The sequence below is a fragment of the Embleya sp. AB8 genome (genome assembly GCF_049739465.1).
In the GTDB taxonomy this organism is placed as follows: Bacteria; Actinomycetota; Actinomycetes; order Streptomycetales; family Streptomycetaceae; genus Embleya.
In genome coordinates, this window is sequence record NZ_JBMHHY010000018.1 from 165,090 (window position 1) to 184,925 (window position 19,836).

General features: G+C 71.3%; 19 protein-coding genes and 1 pseudogene. 11 read left to right on the forward strand and 9 right to left on the reverse strand.

What is annotated here, in order from left to right:
- Window positions 1–129: 129 nt before the first annotated feature.
- From ABIA38_RS26820 to ABIA38_RS26835, 4 genes are all read right to left on the reverse strand, one after another.
- Entirely contained in the window at window positions 130–801 is a 672-nt protein-coding gene (locus ABIA38_RS26820; RefSeq protein ID WP_424641402.1) for a FadR/GntR family transcriptional regulator, read from the reverse strand.
- Between the two features lie 103 nt (window positions 802–904).
- Window positions 905–2,281, reverse strand: a complete 1,377-nt coding sequence (locus ABIA38_RS26825) for an alpha-L-fucosidase (protein ID WP_424641403.1) — start codon at window positions 2,279–2,281, stop codon at window positions 905–907.
- Window positions 2,282–2,417: 136 nt separating this feature from the next.
- The gene (locus tag ABIA38_RS26830; protein ID WP_424641404.1) at window positions 2,418–3,377 is read right to left on the reverse strand and encodes a threonine ammonia-lyase; all 960 of its coding nucleotides are present in this window, start codon (window positions 3,375–3,377) and stop codon (window positions 2,418–2,420) included.
- An 88-nt stretch (window positions 3,378–3,465) separates the two neighbouring features.
- The gene (locus tag ABIA38_RS26835; protein WP_424641405.1) at window positions 3,466–4,620 is read right to left on the reverse strand and encodes a porin PorA family protein; all 1,155 of its coding nucleotides are present in this window, start codon (window positions 4,618–4,620) and stop codon (window positions 3,466–3,468) included.
- Between the two features lie 316 nt (window positions 4,621–4,936).
- Between ABIA38_RS26835 and ABIA38_RS26840 the strand changes: the two genes are divergently transcribed.
- The 3 genes from ABIA38_RS26840 to ABIA38_RS26850 all read left to right on the forward strand — a co-directional run bounded on the left by ABIA38_RS26840 (window position 4,937) and on the right by ABIA38_RS26850 (window position 6,846).
- Window positions 4,937–5,146, forward strand: coding sequence for a hypothetical protein (locus tag ABIA38_RS26840; RefSeq protein WP_424641406.1), 210 nt, complete (start codon window positions 4,937–4,939; stop codon window positions 5,144–5,146).
- Between the two features lie 60 nt (window positions 5,147–5,206).
- Window positions 5,207–5,851, forward strand: a complete 645-nt coding sequence (locus ABIA38_RS26845) for a hypothetical protein (protein WP_424641407.1) — start codon at window positions 5,207–5,209, stop codon at window positions 5,849–5,851.
- A 269-nt stretch (window positions 5,852–6,120) separates the two neighbouring features.
- On the forward strand, window positions 6,121–6,846 hold the full coding sequence (locus ABIA38_RS26850; RefSeq protein ID WP_424641408.1) for a hypothetical protein: 726 nt from the start codon (window positions 6,121–6,123) through the stop codon (window positions 6,844–6,846).
- A 110-nt stretch (window positions 6,847–6,956) separates the two neighbouring features.
- Here ABIA38_RS26850 and ABIA38_RS26855 read toward each other — a convergent pair whose 3' ends face one another.
- Complete coding sequence (locus ABIA38_RS26855) at window positions 6,957–8,939, reverse strand: ABC transporter ATP-binding protein (RefSeq protein WP_424641409.1); 1,983 nt, start codon at window positions 8,937–8,939, stop codon at window positions 6,957–6,959.
- 388 nt (window positions 8,940–9,327) lie between these two features.
- Between ABIA38_RS26855 and ABIA38_RS26860 the strand changes: the two genes are divergently transcribed.
- Together ABIA38_RS26860 and ABIA38_RS26865 are read left to right on the forward strand one after the other, a co-directional pair.
- Window positions 9,328–9,675, forward strand: a complete 348-nt coding sequence (locus tag ABIA38_RS26860) for a transposase (protein WP_424641410.1) — start codon at window positions 9,328–9,330, stop codon at window positions 9,673–9,675.
- A 46-nt stretch (window positions 9,676–9,721) separates the two neighbouring features.
- Window positions 9,722–10,609 carry an alpha/beta fold hydrolase gene (locus ABIA38_RS26865; RefSeq protein ID WP_424641411.1) on the forward strand — a complete coding sequence of 296 codons (888 nt, stop codon included), beginning with the start codon at window positions 9,722–9,724 and terminating at the stop codon, window positions 10,607–10,609.
- Between the two features lie 76 nt (window positions 10,610–10,685).
- Here the strand turns inward: ABIA38_RS26865 and ABIA38_RS26870 are convergent, their stop codons facing one another.
- From ABIA38_RS26870 to ABIA38_RS26880, 3 genes are all read right to left on the reverse strand, one after another.
- A complete protein-coding gene (locus ABIA38_RS26870) occupies window positions 10,686–11,234 on the reverse strand; it encodes a tetratricopeptide repeat protein (protein WP_424641412.1) in 549 nt (182 codons plus the stop codon).
- Window positions 11,235–11,291: 57 nt separating this feature from the next.
- Window positions 11,292–11,540: an acyl carrier protein gene (locus ABIA38_RS26875; RefSeq protein WP_424641413.1), complete on the reverse strand. Its 249-nt coding sequence runs from the start codon at window positions 11,538–11,540 to the stop codon at window positions 11,292–11,294.
- Window positions 11,541–11,952: 412 nt separating this feature from the next.
- On the reverse strand, window positions 11,953–13,380 hold the full coding sequence (locus tag ABIA38_RS26880; protein ID WP_424641458.1) for a pyridoxal phosphate-dependent decarboxylase family protein: 1,428 nt from the start codon (window positions 13,378–13,380) through the stop codon (window positions 11,953–11,955).
- A gap of 233 nt (window positions 13,381–13,613) precedes the next feature.
- Here ABIA38_RS26880 and ABIA38_RS26885 point away from each other — a divergent pair, with 233 nt between their 5' ends.
- The 3 genes from ABIA38_RS26885 to lpdA all read left to right on the forward strand — a co-directional run bounded on the left by ABIA38_RS26885 (window position 13,614) and on the right by lpdA (window position 16,307).
- Complete coding sequence (locus ABIA38_RS26885) at window positions 13,614–14,078, forward strand: PPOX class F420-dependent oxidoreductase (RefSeq protein WP_424641414.1); 465 nt, start codon at window positions 13,614–13,616, stop codon at window positions 14,076–14,078.
- Window positions 14,079–14,147: 69 nt separating this feature from the next.
- Window positions 14,148–14,834 carry a helix-turn-helix domain-containing protein gene (locus ABIA38_RS26890; RefSeq protein WP_424641415.1) on the forward strand — a complete coding sequence of 229 codons (687 nt, stop codon included), beginning with the start codon at window positions 14,148–14,150 and terminating at the stop codon, window positions 14,832–14,834.
- 66 nt (window positions 14,835–14,900) lie between these two features.
- Window positions 14,901–16,307, forward strand: a complete 1,407-nt coding sequence (gene lpdA, locus ABIA38_RS26895) for a dihydrolipoyl dehydrogenase (protein WP_424641416.1) — start codon at window positions 14,901–14,903, stop codon at window positions 16,305–16,307.
- A gap of 126 nt (window positions 16,308–16,433) precedes the next feature.
- Here the strand turns inward: lpdA and ABIA38_RS26900 are convergent, their stop codons facing one another.
- Entirely contained in the window at window positions 16,434–17,216 is a 783-nt protein-coding gene (locus ABIA38_RS26900; protein WP_424641417.1) for a hypothetical protein, read from the reverse strand.
- A 510-nt stretch (window positions 17,217–17,726) separates the two neighbouring features.
- Between ABIA38_RS26900 and ABIA38_RS26905 the strand changes: the two genes are divergently transcribed.
- The 3 genes and pseudogenes from ABIA38_RS26905 to ABIA38_RS26915 all read left to right on the forward strand — a co-directional run bounded on the left by ABIA38_RS26905 (window position 17,727) and on the right by ABIA38_RS26915 (window position 19,788).
- Window positions 17,727–18,059 (forward strand): hypothetical protein, encoded by a 333-nt coding sequence (locus ABIA38_RS26905; protein WP_424641418.1) that lies wholly within the window; start codon window positions 17,727–17,729, stop codon window positions 18,057–18,059.
- A gap of 198 nt (window positions 18,060–18,257) precedes the next feature.
- Window positions 18,258–18,443: pseudogene (locus ABIA38_RS26910) on the forward strand (peptidase); the annotation flags it as partial.
- A gap of 673 nt (window positions 18,444–19,116) precedes the next feature.
- Window positions 19,117–19,788, forward strand: coding sequence for a tetratricopeptide repeat protein (locus tag ABIA38_RS26915; protein WP_424641419.1), 672 nt, complete (start codon window positions 19,117–19,119; stop codon window positions 19,786–19,788).
- Window positions 19,789–19,836: the final 48 nt, after the last annotated feature.

Sequence of the window (19,836 nt, forward strand, 5' to 3'; positions counted from 1 at the left end):
TGTATATCCCGTTTCGCAGCGCGAGTCCAGGATTCATCGGATGACTGATCGCATAATGCGGCTTTTATTGCTTCCTTGGCAGTGAAACGGCTAGAGACATCGGAGCAATCATGAGCACGAGGTCCGACCTCAGGCCATTCGCCGCAACCACTGCTCGACGCCGCTCGTGTGCACCGTCGACCACGCGTGCGCCGCCGCCGCGTCGTGGTTCTCCAGCGCGTCCACGATCGCGTGGTGCTCGCGGATCGTGCGCTGCCACGAGTCGTCCTCGGTCAGCCCGCGCCAGATCCGCGCCCGCATCGTCGGACTGGACAGTGTTTCCAACAGCGAGCACAACACCTGATTGCCACTGAACGCGGCGATCTCGTGGTGGAAGCGCAGATCCTGCTCGATCAACGCCTCGTGCCCGGCGTCCGGACTCGGCGCGTCGGCCAGCGCACGCAACTTGGCGATACCCTCGGCGTCGATCCGCTCGGCGGCCAGCGCGGTGGCGGCCGGCTCCAGGATCCGGCGCACCTGCAGGAAGTCGAGCACACTCTTGTCGTGGTGGAAGTCGACCACGAACGAGATCGCGCCGAGCAGCAGATTCGGCTCCAGGCTCGTCACATACGTACCGTCGCCCTGGCGTACGTCCAGGATCTGGATCAGCGACAGTGCCTTGACCGCCTCGCGCAGCGAATTGCGGGACAGGCCGAGCTTCGCCGCCAGATCGGCTTCCTTGGGCAACTTCTCGCCCGGCTGAAGCTCCCCGGACACGATCATGCCCTTGATCTTGTCGATGGCTTCGTCTGTGACCGCCACGCCGATGACCCTTCCAGAGATCCGATGACTCCCCAGTATGGCTGGTCGACCCGCACAAGGACAGGCCCGCCCGCCGCGACGCGCGGGGCGGGCCGCCGGCCGCTCAGTCCGCCCGCGGCGCCGGGCTGATCCGGAGCACGGCCGGCGCCGGCAACCCGGCGACCGAAGGCGGCAACGGCACCGGACCGGCGGCCTGGTACGGATCGATCGGCGCCGCCGCGCCCAACCAGGCGCAACGCTGGGTCGGCCCGCCGGGCAGCTCCGCGAGGTCGACGGTGCCGCTCGCCGGGCGGGCGAGCAGGGTCACGTACAGGTCGCCGTCCCGCGTGGTGTAGCGCAGCGGGACGCCGTCAGCCGTCCGACCTTCCGGGGTGTGCCACGGGCGAGTTCCGTAGATCGCGTCGCCGTTGACCGCCAGCCATGCACCGAGCCCGCGCAGCGCGCGCTCCTGCTCGGGGGAGATCCGCCCGGCCGCGTCCGGACCGATCCCGAGCAGCAGATTGCCGCCCTTGCTCACCACGTCCACGAGCAACTCGACCAACTCCGTCGCGGACATCGTCCACGCCGCGTCCTCCTGGCGGTTGTAGCCGAAGGACAGGCCCACCCCGCGTACGGTTTCCCACTTGGGCCCGTCCGCGTCGGCTCGCGCGGCGTACTCCGGCGTGACGAAGTCCGGCGTGCCGGCGTAGAAACGTTCGTTGACCACGCCGTCCGGGACCGCCGCGTAGTAGTCCGCGAACAACTTCTCCGGCTCGGCGGCGGCGGGATAGCCGATGTCGTTCCACAACACGGCGGGGGAGTAGCGCTCGATCAGCTCGCGCCAGTGCGCGTCGGCGTACGCGGCGTACTGCGCCGAGTCCGGTACGGCCTTGGCCACATCGTCGGCGCGCAGGATCGGCAGGTTGGCGAAGGTCCAGTCGATCCCGCCCGAGTAGTACAGCCCGAACCGCATCCCGTCCGCCTCGACGGCCGCCTTCAGCTCGCCCAGCACATCGCGCTCCAGGGCCCAGTCCGGGCGGTGCGGGTTGGGCGTGCGGCTGGGCCAGAGCAGGTAGCCGTCGTGGTGCTTGGCGAGCGGCACCACGTAGCGCGCACCGGCGGCGGCGCACAACTCGGCCCACGGCCGGGCCGACCACCGGGCGGCGGCGTCGGCGAACTCGGCGCGGAAGTCGGCGTAGGGCCGGGCGCCGTAGGTCTCGCGGTGGTGGCGCCAGGTGGGACTGCCGGGCACCGAGACCGAGTTGAGGTACCACTCGCTGTAGCTGGTGGTCACGATCGGATCGAACCCGTCCGCGTCCGGCTCGGCGCCGTACGACCGATCCCGGTCCGCACCGTCGCCGTGCTCGGCGAGCAGCCGGACCAGCCGGTCGTCCAGTGGTGCCCAGGCGGGTACCGAGTACAACCCCCAGGTGATCATGATGCCGAGCTTGGCGTCGTCGAACCACGGCGGCAGCGGGCGGGTGGGTTCGGATATGGGCATGGCGGATCCTCGGGCCGGAGCAGAAAGGTAGGATCAATATTCCGACTTGAGGATCGTTTGACAAGATCAGCGGGCGCAAGATCGGCTGATAAGCCGCATATTGCTCACCAAAAGATCGGTGTGCACGCCGCCGGGCTCACGCTGCGCCCAACGCTGCGATCTCGGCCGGGGATGCGTTGCCGCCGGAGCATACGATCGCGATCCGCTGCCCGGCGAACTCGGTCGGCCGGGTCAGGACGGCGGCCAGTGCCGCAGCCCCCGCGCCCTCGGCGAGCGTGTGCGCATGGGTCGCCAACAGCCGCTGGGCGGCGGCGATCTCGGCGTCGGTGACCAGGTGGAAGTCGGCGAGGCCGGCCCGCAGGACACGTTGCGGCAGGGCAAAGCCGCGGCCGGTGGCCAGGCCGTCCACCGCCGTCGTGTTGGCCCGGGCGACGCAGGAGCCGGACCGCCACGAGTCGTGCGCGGCGGGTGCGGCGGCCGACTGGACCGCGATCACCCGGCAGTTCGGGGCGAGTTCGGCGGCCACCAGGACGGCCCCGGCGGCGCCGGTACCGCTGCCGACCGGGACGATCACCGCGTCCAGGTCCGGCCGGGCGGTGAGGATCTCCAGATACGCCGTGCCCACCCCGGCGACCAGGGAGGCGGTGTCGCCGGGGCTGACCAGGAGGCGGTCCGCGGCGGCGGCGTACTCCTCGGCCCGGGTCTGGGCGCCGGCCATGTTCGCGCCGTCGAGCAGGACGGTGGCGCCCAGGGCGCGTACCGCCCGTACCTTCGCCGGGTTGGCGGCGGCGGGCATCACCACCGTGCAGGCCGCGTCGAACGCGGCACACGCGTAGGCGATGGACTGCGCGTGGTTGCCCGTCGAATAGGTGACCAGGCCCCGGGCCCGCTCGGCGGGGGTCAGGCCGGCCAGCAGGGTCAGGCCGCCGCGGACCTTGAAGGCGCCGACGGGTTGTACGTTCTCGTGCTTGACGTACACCTGCGCGCCGGCGGCCGCGTCGAGCGCGGGATACGACCACATCGGGGTGGGCGGGAGATGCGCGGCGAGCAGGTCGCGGGCGGCCAGGACGTCGGCGAAGGTGGGATCGGCTTCCATCGGGCCATGGTGGGGGGTTGCCGACCCATCGGTCCACTGCCGATCGCCCGGCACCGGGGTCGGCGGAATCCCGGTGCCGGGCACGGCGCTAGGTGGCCGACGGTTTGTTCGTCGCCGAACCCGCGTCCGAACCCGCGTTCGCGTCCGCGTCCGAACCCGCGTTCGCATCCGCGTTCAGGTCCGTGTGTGCAGCCGCATCCGGCGCCGGCGCTGCCTCGGCGCGTGGGCCGGGCAGCGTCGGGTCTGCGGCCAACCGGGCGCGGCGGGACCGGAGTTCGAGGTACACGGCCAGCGCGAGCAGTGCCAGACCCAGCCCGAGGGCAGCCGACGGGCCGACATCGCCGAGCAGCCACAGCGCGCGGGCGCCGCTCGCGGCGGTGTCCGCCAACTCGGCGCGCGAGGCGGGCGTGGTGGTCATCCGCAGCGAGGACACCGGGAAGACCTCGGTCTGCGTGCCGCTCGCCGACGCGGCGGTCGCGACGACCCCCTGCGTGGACTCCAGGTCCACGGTGACGCCGGTCTCGGTGTCGACCCAGCCGGTGAGGTCGGTGGTCGAGGTGTAGGCGAGCGGGACCGGATCCGTCTGCCCCCCGGCCAACTCCGGGGCCCGGCCCGGGAACGCCACGCCGGCCAGGCCCTGGACGACGGCCCTCGGCATGGCCGGCGGCAATGCCCGTATCGAGGCCGGGTCGGTCAGCGGGCCGCCGGCCCGGATCGAGAACACGTACGTCTCGCGGCCGGCGCGGTGTTCGGTGCGCACGTAGGTGGCGGGGACGGTGGTCCCGGTCGGCGAGTCCCAGAAGGGATAGTTCTTCCGCTCCGGTTCCAGTGGGAAGCCCGCGGTCAACCCCTGGTGCGGATCGGCGGCGACACCCTTGGGAATCGGCCGATCCAGCAGCGTTTTGCGGTCCACGGCCCAGCGCTTCTCGACATTGTTGAGCGGCTGCCGCTGCGGACCGGACACCACCGTGTGGTCGCTGAGCACGACCGTCGACCCGGACGTATGCACCGCGTGCACATGCCGGTCGACGGTCACCGGCAGGTCGCGGACGATCGCCCCGGGCAGATTGCCCGCCTGCAACGCGTGTGGGTCCAGCATGGTCATCGCGCCGGCGAAGTGCATCGTGAAGTCGGCGTCGTCGGGCACCTGGTGCACGGCGGGCAACACGGCGAACCGGGTCACCGCGCTCGCCGCGACGAGCAGCGTGGCGGCGGCGCCGAGACACCAGGACGTCTTTCTCATCAAACCAGCCTCCGCAGGTCGCCGAATGGCCCCGGGAGGGCCGGATGTCCCCCCGCCGCGTCGGCGCACGCGACCTGATGGCCGGTACCCCACCAGGATCCACCCGAGATCGCGCCGGATACCCGGATTCCCGCCCCGCGCGGCCGCATTGCTGGTATATCGGGCGCGCAGCGGCCTGCACCCGGCAACTCCGCACCGCCGAACGGACGTTCACCCGGCAAAAAGATGAACCACTCTTGGTCGCATCAAGCGCCAAACCATGCCAAACTACCCTCCAGGCTGAATTGGCTTTCCTGCCCCGGGTGGTGGTGCAACCATGCTGGCGGTCTACGAACTGCGCGCCGAATACGCCGGACCCGACCCCGGCGACATCAGGCTGTGGCACATGATCCGCAACGCGGCCACCAGGGCCTTGTGCGGCCGAGCCCTGCAACCGGACGCCGAAACCCGCCCCGACCACGAATGGGGCCCAACCCAACCCTTCTGCCACACCTGCGGCGCCCTCTACCTCCGCCAGGTTCCGTGACCCCGGCCGACCGGCGGAAATCTCGGAGCGCTCGATCCCGGTGGCGGCCAGACTGAGGCCGTGTTGATCATGAGCGCATTCCTGGAAACCTTCGACGTCGGCGACTTCGTGCTGTGGCCGATCGCCGAACCAACCGCCGACCGACGCCTGACGCTGTCCGCTCGGCTTGCGCCCTCGGAGGTCTCCAGGGCGATGGCGGTGCTGATGTCGTACAACGGCCGCGAATCGACCGACGGCAGGGACGGTCCGGCGACGGACCCCGCCGAACTGGCCCGTCGTGTTCTTGCCGGCGAGGACCTGGCCGCCCCCGGCGGGCTGCGCGTGCGCGACACCTACACCGGCCTCGAGGTCGTGTCGGGCTGCTGTACGGGTTTGGAGAACTGGCGGGAGTGGTTCGGGCTGCTCGACGGCGAGGCCCTGTGGATCGGCCACGATCCGTGGCCGCGCGTCGAACTCACCGGGAACGTCGTGCACTTGTGGCCCGATGTGCGGCCCGATGGGCCGCCGCCCGCCGAGGAGCGGCTGGAGATCGCTCTCGCCGACCTGCCCGCCCTGTTGGCCGGCGTGCACGAGAACCTGCGCGGGTTTCTGGCTTCGGCGGCGGAATGGGCCGACACACATGTGCCCGAATCGGCCACCGAGTTGATCGCGAGGATCGACGCGGGGTTGAACATCAGTGCGCCTGGGGCCGAGGACGAGGACTGAGCGCCGGATCCTCTGCCTCGTCGTTCTGCCCGCCCGGGGGGTAATACACCGTAACTCTATGGGAATTCGTGTGCACTCTGAAGGCGCATGGTGCGCTGTACGGTTCCGCGACAACGAGCCGCCGGATCGGGTGCGGTGTCGGATGTCGGGTCAGCCATGTCGATTTCGAGCCGCCGGGGGAGTCCGGTGGTTCCGATGTCGCGTGCGCGATCCGGGTTCGTTGTGGCGTCGTGCCGTTCGGTGCGGCGGGGTGGATACGGATAACAGGGGTGCATGTGGCGAATGCCGATGTCGTGGCTCGCGCGCGGGTCATGTTGTTCGACGTCGAGCGGGTTTCGGCGGAGCGATTGGTCGGGATCTACCGGGTGTTGGGGGAGGTCGACGGGCCCGCGCACTACGCGCGGCGGTTGGCTGTGGTGTTGCATACGACCGGGCACATCTTCGCCCGCAACGGCGCCGAGATGGGCCTTGCGCTGGGGCGGTTGACCGAGGCGATCGAGTTGTGTCGCGGCTTGGATCCGGTCGAACACCGGGACCGTGACGCGGTGTTGGCCGGCATGCTGACCACCCACCAATGGGCGCTGGATCGTTGTGGCCGGCACGTCGAGGCGCACGCCGTGCGGTGCGAGTCGCTCGTACTGGCCCGAGCCGGCACCGGCGACCGGTGGGACCTGGGTGAAGCGCTGCTCGCCGTCGCCGTCTGGCTCGTCCAGGGCGGCCGGGACGACGAGGCCGAGCCGCTGTTCGCCGAGGCGGCCGGCGTCGCGGTCGGCCTGCGACCCAGGTATCGGCCCAACGCGGGCCGCCGCCAACCCGCCTACGCCAAGGCCCTGGACCACGTCCGCACGCTCGCCGCCGCCGACCCGGCCCCCGGTACACCCGCGCTGGTCCGCGCCCTCACCGACCACGCCCTCACCGACCACGCCCTCGCCGACCACGCACTGCTGTCGACCGGCGCAGGCCGCATCGGCAACGGCGGCGCCGACCCGAAGTAGGCGGCGGCCCGGCGCGGTTGGATCGGACCGTCGGGCCCCGGAGCGGTGAGCTCCGCTCCGGGGCCCTGGTCCCTTGCCGACCGGCCGGATGTTGCCCGACGTCCGCAGCGTCAGCCCTCGCCACCCCCCGCCCGCGCCCGAGGCACCGCGCCGGCGCGGGTGGTGGCCCTGTCGGCGCTCGTGGCGGTGCCTGCGGCGGTGTTCGCACGGATCCCGTACTGCGCCGCCTGTGCCGTGTACATCGCCCGATACCGACCCCCGTCCACCGCCATCAGCTCCTCGTGGTCGCCCTCTTCGATCAGCCGCCCGTCCGCAAGCACGTAGATCAGGTCGGCGGTCGCCGTCGCTGCCAGCCGATGGGTGATCAGCAATACCGTCGTCCCGTCCTCGGTCATCGAGCGCAGCGCGGCGAACGCGGCGATCTCCGCCTCCGGGTCCAGTGCCGAGGTCGGCTCGTCGACGATCACGAACGGCGCGGCGCGATAGCGGGTCCGGGCGGTGCCGATCTTCTGCCACTGGCCGCCGGAGATCTGCGAACCGCGCTGGTAACCCTTGACGATCAGGGTGTCCCACCCATACGGGAGCGAGTCGACCAACTCCGTCGCGTCCGCGCGAGCCACCGACTCCGCCACCCGTGCCTGGTCGATCGGCCGGTCGGGGCGGCCGATGAAGACGTTGGCGCGGGCGGTCATCCCCCACCGGGGGAAGTCCTGGCCGAGTACCGCCACCCGATCGAAGATGTCGTCCCGATCGGCCTCGCGCACGTCCACCCCGCCCCAGCTCAGCGTGCCCTCGCTGGGCAGCAGCAGGCCGGCGACCAGCTTGGACAACGTCGTCTTGCCCGAGCCGTTCTCGCCGACCAGTGCGACCACCTTGCCCGCCGGGATGCTCAGGCTCACCTTGTCCAGAGCCGGTGTGTCGTTGCCGGGGTAGTGGTACGAGACCCCCTCCAGTCGTACCTCGTCCACCTCCCGGGGCAGCGGCCGGCCACCGACCGGGATCGCCCGGCGGGCGGACTCGGTACAGGCGTCCTCCAGGTCGCGCAGATACAGGGAATCCTCGTAGAGCCGGTTGACCTGCATGACCAGCGAGGTCAGACCGCTGGTACAGGTACGGATCGCGATCACCGCGGTGCCGCCGGCCGCCAACGGCATGCCGCCCTCGGTCAGCAGCAACCACAGCGCCGCGTAGACCAGCAGTGCGCCGAGCCCGGACAGCGCGGACGCGGCGGCCTGGGTCAGGCCCTTCGCGTGCGCGAGGCGGCGGTGTTCGGCCTCCATCGTGCCGGACATGTCCTCGAACGCGTCGAGCACCAACCGGCCCGCGCCGTGCGCGCGTACCTCGGCGGCCGGCGCCGGCTCGATCAGGCTGCGGCCCAGGATGTCGATCGCCCGCCGGTGTTCGAGCCAGGTGTGCGCCGATTCGTGCCGCCGCCGGGCGGACCGGACCGCGCCCCAGCCCTTGGGCGCCGCGACCAGGAACAGCAGCGGCAGCAGGATCGGATCGAGCAGGGTCAGCACGCTGCCGGTGGCGACCAGGCCGACCAGCGAGTTGATCACCGCGACCGACGCGCCGAGCATGCGGCGTACCGAGTCGGTGCCGAACCGACCCGCGTCCAGTTTGCGATGGAAGCCCGCCTCCTCGAACGCCTGCAACTCCACGCGGGCGGCCAGTCGGTAGTAGCGGGCCGTACACACCCGCTCGACCTGCGGTTCCAGTCGACTGGTCGCGCCCACCGACACCGCCGCGAGCAGCGCGGACAACGCGCTGACGGTCATGATGAACAGCAGCGGGCCCGCCGCGTCGCGCAGCCGGTCGGTGGTCGGTACGTCGGCGAACAGTGCCACCAGCGCCCGGTTGGTGGCGAGCAACCCCATCCCGGCGGCCAGGCCCTGGCCGATCTCGGCCCCGATCAGCGCGAGTACCGCCGCGCGGTCCACCGACCACGCCGCGCGGGTGACCGTGGCGACCATGCGCGGCAGTTGGCGGGCCATCGCCCAGAAGGACATCCGGAGCAGCGGTTGTTCGTGTCGGGTGAAGGACAGGTCGTAGCGCAACGCGCCGCCGAACAACATCTGTTCGGACTCGGACACGGGGATGCCGCGGACTTCGCGCGGGCCGGATCGGCGCCGGGGGATCCTCATCGGGCCGCCCGGCGGCGGTGGTTGGTGCCGGCGGGATGCTGGTCGTACATGGATGTGCCTCGCTGTCGGTGGGTGTTCGGCGGAGCGCACATGCTGCCCGCCGATGGGGCCGGGCCGGCAGGGCGTACGGGTGTACGACCCGGGCGCACCCGGCCCGCGGCACGCTCGACCGTGCGCCCGAGCGATCGGCACGGACCGGCGGCACGGCGGGTCGGCTGCGGCCCGCGGCCCGGCCGATGGCGTCGGGCCGCGTGCGCCCCCGTCGCACTCCGGCGGACCGGGGGAGCCGACGCGCGCCGGTGCCGTGTCGGATCGGGGCACGCGTCGTTGGTGATGTGTGGGCCGTTTGGGTGGATTGACGAACAGTCAGTGGACACTGGTCGCACCGCTGCTGCCGGACCGGAGACGGCAGCGCGGCGGGCGCCGGGTAGATCACCGCGCGATGATCGACGCGGTCGCCTGGAAATACGAGAAGGGTTGTCCCTGGCGGGAGTTGCCGGCCCGGTTCGGCCCGTGGCAGATCGTGTACCACCGCTACACGGTCTGGGCCAAGGACGGCACCTGGCAGCGCATCCACAGCCGCCTCCGGGCCTCTCCCGACACCGACGGCGACCTCGCGTGGCTGGTGCGCCTCGACGCGACCCTCGGGCTGACCGCCCTGGACGAGCACCCGACCGGCCCGTGACGACACCGGTCCACCCTCGAGGGGACCGGTCTGTCACGATGCCGGTATGCGTGTGTCGATAGGTGACATCCGGCTGTATTTCGATGTGGATGGGCCGAAGGTCGTGCCGTACGGGCCGATCATGGTGGAGCGGCCGACGCTGGTACTGGTGCACGGCGGGCCCGGCGCCGACCACTCGTCGTTCAAGCCGGCCATGTATGCCGCCGCGCGGTTCGCCCAGGTCGTGTATCTCGATCAGCGGGGGAGCGGGCGCTCGGATCGCGGCGATCCCGGGTCGTGGACCTGGGAGCGGTGGGCCGACGACGTGATCGCGTTCTGCGATGTGCTGGACATACCGGCGCCGGTGCTGGTGGGGACGGCCGAGGGTGGCCGGGTCGCGCTGACCGCGGCCCTGCGGCATCCCGGGCGGGTCGGCCGGCTGGTCCTGGACAGCGTGTTGCCGGGGCGGATCGGCGAGCGGCTGGACGTGTTCGAGCGCCTCGGCGGGGTGCCGGCGCGGGAGACGGCACGGCGGTATTGGGGCGGCGACCGCTCGCCGGCGGTACGGCGGGCGTGGGCGCAGACATGCCTGCCGCTGACCACGCGGCGCCCGGACGGCGATCCCGACGCGGTGCACCGGGCCCGCCGGATCCGCTGGAACCCGGATGTCGTGGCGCATCTCCGACACCACCACGCGGACCACTTCGCCGACTGGGCCCGCCTCGACGGGATCACGTGTCCGACACTGATCCTGGCCGGCGAGCACGACCCGCTGACCCCGGCGAGCGCGGCCCGGCGGCTCGCGGCCGGGTTGGTCGACGCGGAGACCCGGCTGCACGTACTGCCCGACGCGGGCCACGGCGCATTCCGCGAGGCACCGGAGCGGTCGTTGGCGGTGCTGCGGACGTTCCTGGCGGGGCGCAACGGGGTCTCGGCGCGGGCGGAGCGGGCTTGAGGGGGCGGGTCCGGCCGGGAGAGGCTCCGCGCTCGCGTGACCTGCGTCGTGGAGCCCCTCGGGATGCCGCCGGACGCTACGCCTTCTCGTCGGCGACCAGTGCCTTGGCGTAGTTGGCGAGTGAGCGGTTGTACCGGGGCAGATGCCGGGACAACGCGCCCAGGGCCAGGGCCGTGGCCTCCCGCTCGCGGCCGACGTCGACAAGGGCGAGGGCCAGGAACGCGGTCACCGCGTCGTCGAGTTCATCGGAGGGGGTGGCCAGTTCCCCGGTCAGGATGCTCACGCTCTCCGGGGACCGGTCGAGGTTGCGGTACGTACTGGCCAACTGGATCGCCGCGCGCCGCCGGCGCAGCCCGGTCAGGCCGGCGGCTCGGGCCTGCTCGTAGTAGGTCGCGGCCGACCGCTCCCGACCGGTGGAGTCGTGCGCGGCGGCGAGTTCGAACAGCGCGGCGGGGTGGCCGGCCGGGAGTTCGGCGGCGAGGTCGCGGATCCGGGTCAGGAAGTCGTCGGGTTGGAAGTCGTCGAAGCCGGCCCACAGTTCGCCGATGCGCCGCTCCCAATCGGGGGAGGGCGCGGCGAAGTCGGCGGACTCGGCGGGGGCTGCGGAGGGGTTGTGCGAGGTCATCGGGTCAGGATGGCACGGGCGGTTCGGCCGGCAGGCGGTGGGCGCCGCGCGGCGGTACTACTTGCCGGTCCGGGCCTGGTCGACGAACTCGGCCAGGCCGCTGGGTGTGGCGCGTTCCAGGATCACCGCGGGTTCCACGGTGATGCCGTACCGCTTGCCCAGGACGTGCGCGAACTCGACCGCGAGGGTCGCGTCCACGCCCAGTTCGGCGAACGTGTCGTCCGGGTCGATCCGGGAGACGTCGAGGGAGATGAGTCGGGAGGTTTGTTCGACGATCTCGTCCACAAGCGCGGCGTTCACGGACATGGCGGTGCTCCTTGCTCCTTGACAGGTCTGGGCTGCGGGCGAGGCGGGGGACGGCCGAAGTGATCGGCGCGAGGAAGCGGCGATCCGGGGGTCGGCACCGGAAGGTGTGCCCGGAGCCGACCCGCCGGCCGATCACGAGGTCGCCCACCGACCCGAAACCGGAACCTGCCGCACCCGAAACGCTAGTCCGCGCCCGGGCCCCGGCGGTAGCACACACTCGACTGGTCCCGGGTGGCGAAGCATGGCGAATCCCGTCCCTGGGCCCAACGGTGGCGGGTCACGCACTTCGGGCCGGGCTACTCGGCCTCGAACACCGGTCCGACCATCCGGCCCGGTCGGCACAAAATCGGCCCGGCCGGCGTTCGAGGCCACCCCAGCGCAACCAAACGCCCCCACCGCGAGCCGTGCGAATTCACAGCGGCGGGTTGAGCCCCTCGAAGAACGCCAACAACACGGCCTCGCGCAGCGTCGACGGCAAACCGTCCAACAACGCATGCACCGGCGCCAGCCGACCATCCGTCAACAAGCCGGCCCTGGCCATGAGTTCGGCCAGCGCATCGGCCGTCACCCCACCCTCGGACCGGGCGAGCGCGGCCAGTTCGTCGACGAAGCCCAACTGCTCCGGCGTCGGCAACGCATCCCGCGCGCCCGCCGCCCGCACCGCGTCGCGCAACGCGCCCAGCAGGTCCGGGACATGCGGTCCATGCGTCGCGGTCATCGTCAGGTGGATCGTCGGCGGCACTCCGGCCTGGGACAACTGCGGCTGCACAGCCCACCCCAGCCGCTCCAACTCGTCCAGGAACGCGAAGAAGTCCACGCCGTCCGTGGTCAGCGCGACCAGACTGCCGGCCGGCACACCCAGCACCCGCAGCCCGGGAACGGCCGCGATCCCGTCCACCAGCTCGCGCGTCGCGGCCAGCGTCCGGCCGACCAACTCCCGGTAGCCGTCCGCCCCGATGTGCCGCAGTACCGCCCAGGCGGCGGCGATCAGCCCGCCCGACTTCGAGCTCTGCATGGTCGGATTGACCACCGGATAACCGGTCCAGTCCGCCGCGACGAAGTACTGACTCCGCCGCAACGCCGCCGTGCGATACAACACGATCGAGCAACCCTTGGGCGTATAGCCGTACTTGTGCAGGTCCACCGAGATCGAGTCCACCCCCGGCACCCGGAAGTCCCAGGCCGGCACGGCGTGTCCGAGCTGCTCGGCGAACGGCAGGAGCCAGCCGCCGATGCACGCGTCCACATGGCAGCGCACCCCGCGCCGGGCGCAGATCGCGGCGATCTCCGGGATCGCGTCGACCACCCCGTGGCCGTAGGACGGCGCGGACGCGACCACGAGCACGGTGTCGTCGGTGATCGCCCGCTCGATCGCGGCGACGTCGGCGGTCATCGCGACCGGGTCGATGTCCACGATCACCGGGTCCAGGCCGAAGTACTTCGCCGCCTTCGCCCACGCCGCGTGCGCCGAACGGGCGAACACGATTTGTGGATGGGCGAGTTCGGGCCGCCCGTCGCGGGCCGCCTTGGCCGCGAGCAGGCAGCTCTCCGTACCGCCGCTCGTCCAACTGCCCGCCGCGCCCTTCGGCGCATGCAGCAACTCGCCGACGATGCCCACCACTTGGTGCTCCAGCGTGGCGACGCTCGGGAACGCGGTCGGGTAGAGGCCGTTCACGTGCAGGTACAGCTCGAACGCGCGAACCGCCACCTCCTCGACCGAGGCCGAGCCCGAGTCGAAGGTATTGGCCACCCCGGGTCGCCCACGCCCGGATTCGTCCCCGGCGTGCAACCGCGCCAGCTCGGTCAACACCTCGGCCGCCGGCCGCCCGTCCGCGAACATGCCCACGCGTACCTCCCCGACTGGGACCCGATCACGAGTTCGGGCACGGTAGCGCGGGTGGGTGCGCCGCGGCCAGGTTGCCGGGGGGTACGGACCCTACAGTTGGGTCGGAGCCACCTCTCGTATCTCTCGTGTCTCTCGTATCTCTCGTGTCTCTCGTATCTCTTCTGTCTCTTGCATCTCTCCCACCTCTCCTACTTCTCCCACCTCTCTCGCCGAGAAGGGCAGACCTCATGGCCATCGCGACCACCCGCCACCCCGAGCGCGACGAACTGCTCGAATTCCTGCGCCCGCGCCACCGCGGCCTGCTCGCCACCACCCGTGCGGACGGCCGTCCGCAACTGTCCCCGGTCTCGTGCGGCATCGACGAGGCGGGCCGGATCGTCGTCTCCACCTACCCCGAGCGGGCCAAGGCCCGGAACGCCCGGCGGGACGAGCGGGTGTCGATCTGTGTCGTGTCGGACGACTGGAACGGCCCGTACGTCCAGGTCGACGGCCGCGCCGAGGTCCTGGACATGCCTGAGGTGCTGGAGCCGCTGGTCGAGTACTACCGGTGCATCGCGGGAGAGCACCCGGACTGGGACGAATACCGCGAGGCGATGCGAAAGCAGGACAAGTCGCTGATCCGGATCGAGATCGAGCGCTGGGGCCCGATCGCCACCGGCGGCTTCCCGGCCCACCTGGCACCGGACGCGTAGCTCCCCGGGGCGCGCCGTCGAACGGCGCAATGCCCGCCGAAACCGGGTCGCGGGGAGTGGGCTGGGCAGATGACCGAGGAGACCGCGGGTACCGTTCGACCGTCCACCGACGCGCTGCCCGGCCGGGTGGCCGCCCGCCGCCGTGAACTCGGCCTCACGGTCGCGGACATCGCCGGCCGTACCGGGCTGCCGGGCGGCTGGGTGAACTCCGTCGAGACCGGCGCCACCGCACCGTCCGCACCTGCCCTCTCCCGGCTCGCCGACGCGCTGGAGACCACCGTCGACGACCTGCTCTCCTCGGAGTCCGCCACCTTCACCCACCGGACCCCGCCCCGCCCGCCCGGCCAGGAGCCGGGCCCGGGGCGGGAGCTGGTCGAGATGACGGACCCGGAGTGCCAGGCCCACCTGGTCCTGCAACTGGTCGGCCGGATTGCCGTGTTGGCCGGGCCCGATCCATTCCTACTGCCGGTCAACTACGTGATGTTGGGCCGCGACGTGGTCTTCTGTACGGCCGCCGACTCGGCGCTCGCCCGGGTCACGGGGCCGGTCCTGTTCGAGGTGGACGAGATCGTGGACGCGGCCCGGATCGGCTGGAGCGTACTGATCCGCGGCACCGCCGAACTCGACGAGGACCCGGCCGACCTGCCGGCGGCCGACGAGGGCCCGTGGCCGGCCGGCCGTCGCGACGTGTGCATCCGGATCCGCGCCGATCGGGTCACCGGACGCCGGGTGCGGCCGACGGTGGGGAAGGGGTAGGTCCGGTCCCGCGGGCGCCCGGGGCGAGTGGATGGGGGTCGGGGCCGGCCGCATATCGTGGGGATCATGAGTACACACTTTGACGTCGTGGTCCTCGGTGCCGGTCCCGGCGGGTACACCGCGGCGGTGCGCAGCGCGCAGCTCGGGCTGCGGGTCGCGGTCATCGAGCAGAAGTACTGGGGCGGCGTCTGCCTGAACGTCGGCTGCATCCCGTCGAAGGCGCTGCTGCGCAACGCGGAACTGGCGCACATCTTCACCCAGGAGGCCAAGACCTTCGGGATCCGCGTCGAGGGTTCGGTGACGTTCGACTACGACGCCGCGTTCAAGCGCAGCCGCAAGGTCGCCGACGGCCGGGTCAACGGCGTGCACTACCTGATGAAGAAGAACGGCATCACCGAATTCGACGGGCTCGGCACGTTCGCCGACGCGAACACCCTGGACGTCGCGCTGACCGCGGGCGGCGTCGAGCGGATCACCTTCGACCACGCGATCATCGCGGCGGGCGCGACGACCCGGCTGCTCCCGGGCACCTCGCTGAGCGAGCGGGTGGTCACCTACGAGGAGCAGATCCTCACCGATCGGCTGCCGGAGAGCATCATCATCGCGGGCGCCGGCGCGATCGGCGTGGAGTTCGCGTACGTCCTGCACAACTACGGCGTCAAGGTGACCATCGTCGAGTTCCTGGACCGGGTCGTCCCGCTGGAGGACGTCGAGGTGTCCACGGAACTCGCCAAGCGCTACCGCCGCTTGGGCATCGAGATCCTGACGTCCACTCGCGTCGAGTCGATCGACGACAGCGACCCGAACGCCAAGGTCCGGGTCACCGTCACGCGCGACGGGCAGCAGCAGGTCCTGGAGGCGGACAAGGTCCTCCAGGCGATCGGCTTCGCGCCGCGCGTGACCGGCTACGGCCTGGAGACGATCGGCGTGCGACTCACCGAGCGCGGCGCGATCGACGTGGACGGCCGGGGCCGGACCAACATCCCGCACATCTACGCGATCGGCGACGTCACCGCCAAGCTGATGCTCGCCCACGCGGCCGAGGCGATGGCGATGATCGCGGCCGAGACGATCGCGGGCGTCGAGACGATGGAACTCGACTTCACCATGATCCCGCGTGCGACCTACTGCCAGCCGCAGATCGCCAGCTTCGGCTGGACCGAGGCGCAGGCCCGCGAGCAGGGCTTCGACGTACGGGTGGCCAAGTTCCCGTTCACCGCCAACGGCAAGGCGCACGGCCTGGGCGACCCGGTCGGCTTCGTCAAGGTGATCAGCGACGCCGCCCACGGCGAACTCCTCGGCGCCCACCTGATCGGCCCAGAGGTGACCGAACTCCTCCCCGAACTCACGCTGGCCCAACAATGGGACCTCACCATCCACGAGGTGGCCCGCAACATCCACGCCCACCCGACCCTGGGCGAGGCGGTCAAGGAGGCCATCCACGGCCTGGCTGGGCACATGATCAACATGTGACGCACCGCCGCCGCTCTCCCGGTCGTCGATCGTGCGCCACACCGGGCCGCGATCGACGACCGTGCCGGCCGCGGGTCGACGGGCGTGGCCCCGGGCGGCTCGGCCGCGCTCCGGTTCGCGGGACGCTCACCTCTCGACCTGCTCGGCGATCTGCTTGGCGACCTTCTCGTCGATGCAGTCGGCGAGTTCCACCTCATGGACGGTGTACTCGAGAATCTCGCCGTCTTCCTCATATGTCCTGATGCCGGTGCCGAAGCGACGGCGCACCGCCGCCAGCGCCGGTCCGACCTCGCGCGAGGCGGCCAGAGCCGCGGACGGCATGCCCAGCAGCACGTCGAGGAGAAGACCGAAGCCGTTCCTGTCCTCGTTCTCGTTGCTCTGGTCGCTTTCGTCGTTCACGCCGTGGGCGACGAGATCGGCCCGGCGACGAACCTCGGCAGCGATCGTGTCGGCGGTCTCCGGGGTGCCGATCGCCTGCAGGGTCACCTCCGCCTGGTGCCGGGTGTCCCGGTAGATCTCCTCGTCTGCCAACACGGCCAGCAGGGTGGGCGTCGCCGGGGCCGCGGCCGGACCGGCATGCCCGAGGGCCTGCATCAGCCGGTACTTGGTCGATTCGTCCTGCCACCAGTGGTCGGCCTCCTCCCGGGCCGGAAAGGGGAGCGCGCGGAGCGCCGCGTGCACCGCCGGGACCGAGGCGGCGCCCCGCTCGCCCAAGGCGGCCGAGGTCAGCACTCCGAGAAGGTTGCCGATCCCGGGCAGGCTCGCGATGAGCTGCTCCGTCGTGGCCTCCTTCGCACCGGTGAAGTGGGCCAACAACCGCGCGCCGGAACCGTGGCCGTCGTGACGGGCGAACATCCGGTGCAGGGCCGTGGTGGCCTTGTCCTCGTCGATCTCGGCCAGCGCGATCAATGCGGCTTCCCGGGCCGCCGGGTCCGTGCCGTGCACGATCGAGGCCGTCAACGCTTCCACGTTCGGCCCGTTCCGGATCTTGCCGGAGTGCGCACCGGGCGCATCGGTCGCCCCGATCCGTCCGCTTGGCGAGGCGGCGACCGCGTCCTCGGCGTCGCCGTGATCCCCCGACGCCCCGACACAAGGATCATCTCGGCTTGGCATCCCCCAGGGGTAGCACGTATCCGGCGGGCCCGGCGAGCCGAATCCGGAGGACGACCGATCTGCGCATGCGGAGCCGACGGTGCGGGCGGCTACATCGCACCGGGACCCGACCCTCCACGGCCCGGCCGCCAAGGCGACCATTCCCGCCTCGGTCGATCGTGCGCGCGGCCCGACCGGCGGTGGGCGTGCTGCGTCCGGGTGAGCGAGAGGTGGAAGGGGCGGGGGTCGGGGTAGCGGCGCCGACGAAGGCGGCGCCGCCGCCTTCGGTCCCGATGTCCCGATAGATGTCCCCGGTGGAGGTATTCGATGAAGACGAAGACGAAGGCGAAGACGAAGACGAAGATGCGTCGTGTCGCGGGTGCAGCGGTGTCGGTGCTGGCCGCAGGAGCCTTGGTGGTGTCGTCCCCCGCCTCGGCGTGGGCCGCGAGCGGCACCTTGACGGTCAGTGGGAGGACCTACGAGAACCCGGCCAAGGGCTGCTACACGGGCAAGTACTGGCCGCTGGCGGTCAACAATGACACCGATACGGTCGTCTACGTCTTCGACGACGCCGAGTGCCATGGCGCGCGTATCGGCGTGATCGCCCCCGGGAGCAGCATCGTGAACGAGTTCGGGGGCAGCGTCGAAGTACCGCGGTGATCATGCGCGGGCGTGTCCGGGCCACGGCCGTGTGCCCGAACCCCGGACACGCCCGCGCCCGACGGTCCGGGCGATGGGAGGGGTGCGCCGGCGGCCGGCCGCGCTCCGTCTCGACGGCGTCGACCGCCGGCGCCGCACGATCAGCCGAATGGCGCGATGAGGTGGAGCACGATCCCTACATCCGCGGCCCGCACAATCGAGTCCGAGGGCAAGGTGTACTGGGCCAAGTCCGGTGCCCGCTACGGCTACAGCACGGCGATCGTGGCGACCCGCGAGCTGAGCCGTACCCTCGTCTACTCGGTCGACTCCACGGACGCGAAGGGCGAGTCGCTCAACCCGGTGGCCCAACGGATCGTTCTGGCGGCCGTGCAGCAGCGGCGGTAGCGGCGGCCACCGGACACAACAGCTACATCGGTACATCGAGCGCTGCGGTGGTCGGCGCCGTCGGATTCGCCGACGACCGCAACGCCCCGATCCCGGGCGGCACGTCGAGGGCCGCCCGGGATCGGTGACCCCAGGCAGGTGGTCAGCCGCGTCGGTGTTGCGGCAGCAACACGCCGACCAGCGCAATGGTCAGGCCGAGTCCGGCTGCGATGGTCGTGATGGTCCACCATCGCTCATGAATATGTACGACAATCCGATAACTGGCCTCAGCTGGAACGCGACTACTCAGCTGCCCGGAGTCGCCCTGCAACGGCCCGGCAGGACTCGCGATACTGATCTCGGCCGAGGAGGCGAGCCGGCAGCCCAGCGGTTCCAAGCGAACCCGACCGACCAACCGACGCACCAGCATCCGCCAGGATCCCGAACGCGTCCACCACGTCGCGGACCCGATGATCCGGCATCGAAGAGCGCAAGCCGCTCCATCGATACCCACTTCCGTTTCGGGGCCACTCATCGCGCCGACGTGCGATATCGCTACGTCGGCGAGGGCGAAGCAAAGTACCCCAGGCGGACCGTAATCCGTGTGGAACCGGGGCCGGCTCGGCCGTGGCGCCGCTAGACTCGCGGCCCGAGTCTCGGGTGGTTCGTGCGGACGGGTGGAGTGGTGGTCGGCGTGGACGTGCGCATTGAGCGGGCCGGGGTGCTTTACGAACGGGCCGTATTTGGTGGGGAGTTCGGTGAACTGTCCGCTGCCGATGCGGAACTGGACGCCGTGGAAGCCGACTTGGCCCTTGCTCGTGGGCGGGTTTTGCATGCGCGGTATCTGGAGCGGGGGGACGCCGAGGATCCGCGTGAGTTGGCGTGGTTCGAGCGTGCTGCGGACCTTTACCGCTCGCTCGGCGACGTGCGGGGCGAAGGTGCGGCGCTGTTCTGGGTCGGGGTGTGTCATCAGGTGGTTCGTGGTGATGACGGGAAGGCGTTGCCCGCGCTTGAGCGGTCCCTGGAACTGGCCACCGGGGTCGAGGACCGGTTGACGATGTCGTACGCGCTGCGCCACCTGGGCATTTCCGCGCATCAGGCCGGTCGGCTGGACGTTGCGCGTGAGCGGTTGGAGGCGTCGACGCGGTTGCGTCGCGAGCTGGGCTTCGGGGCCGGTGTCGCGGCGAACCTGGTCGGCCTGGCCTACCTCGCGGCCCAACAGGAGCGCCGCGCCGACGTACTCGACCTGATCGAAGAGGCGAACGCGCTCGCCGTGGCCGCCGGCGCCAAGGGCATCCTGCGTACGATCGACGAGGCGCGCACGAACCTGACGGCGGCGGCGGGGGAGGCATCGCCGCCGGCCTGAAGCGGCATCCGGAACCAACCCCCGCTCAGCCTCCGCCCCGCCGCCCAC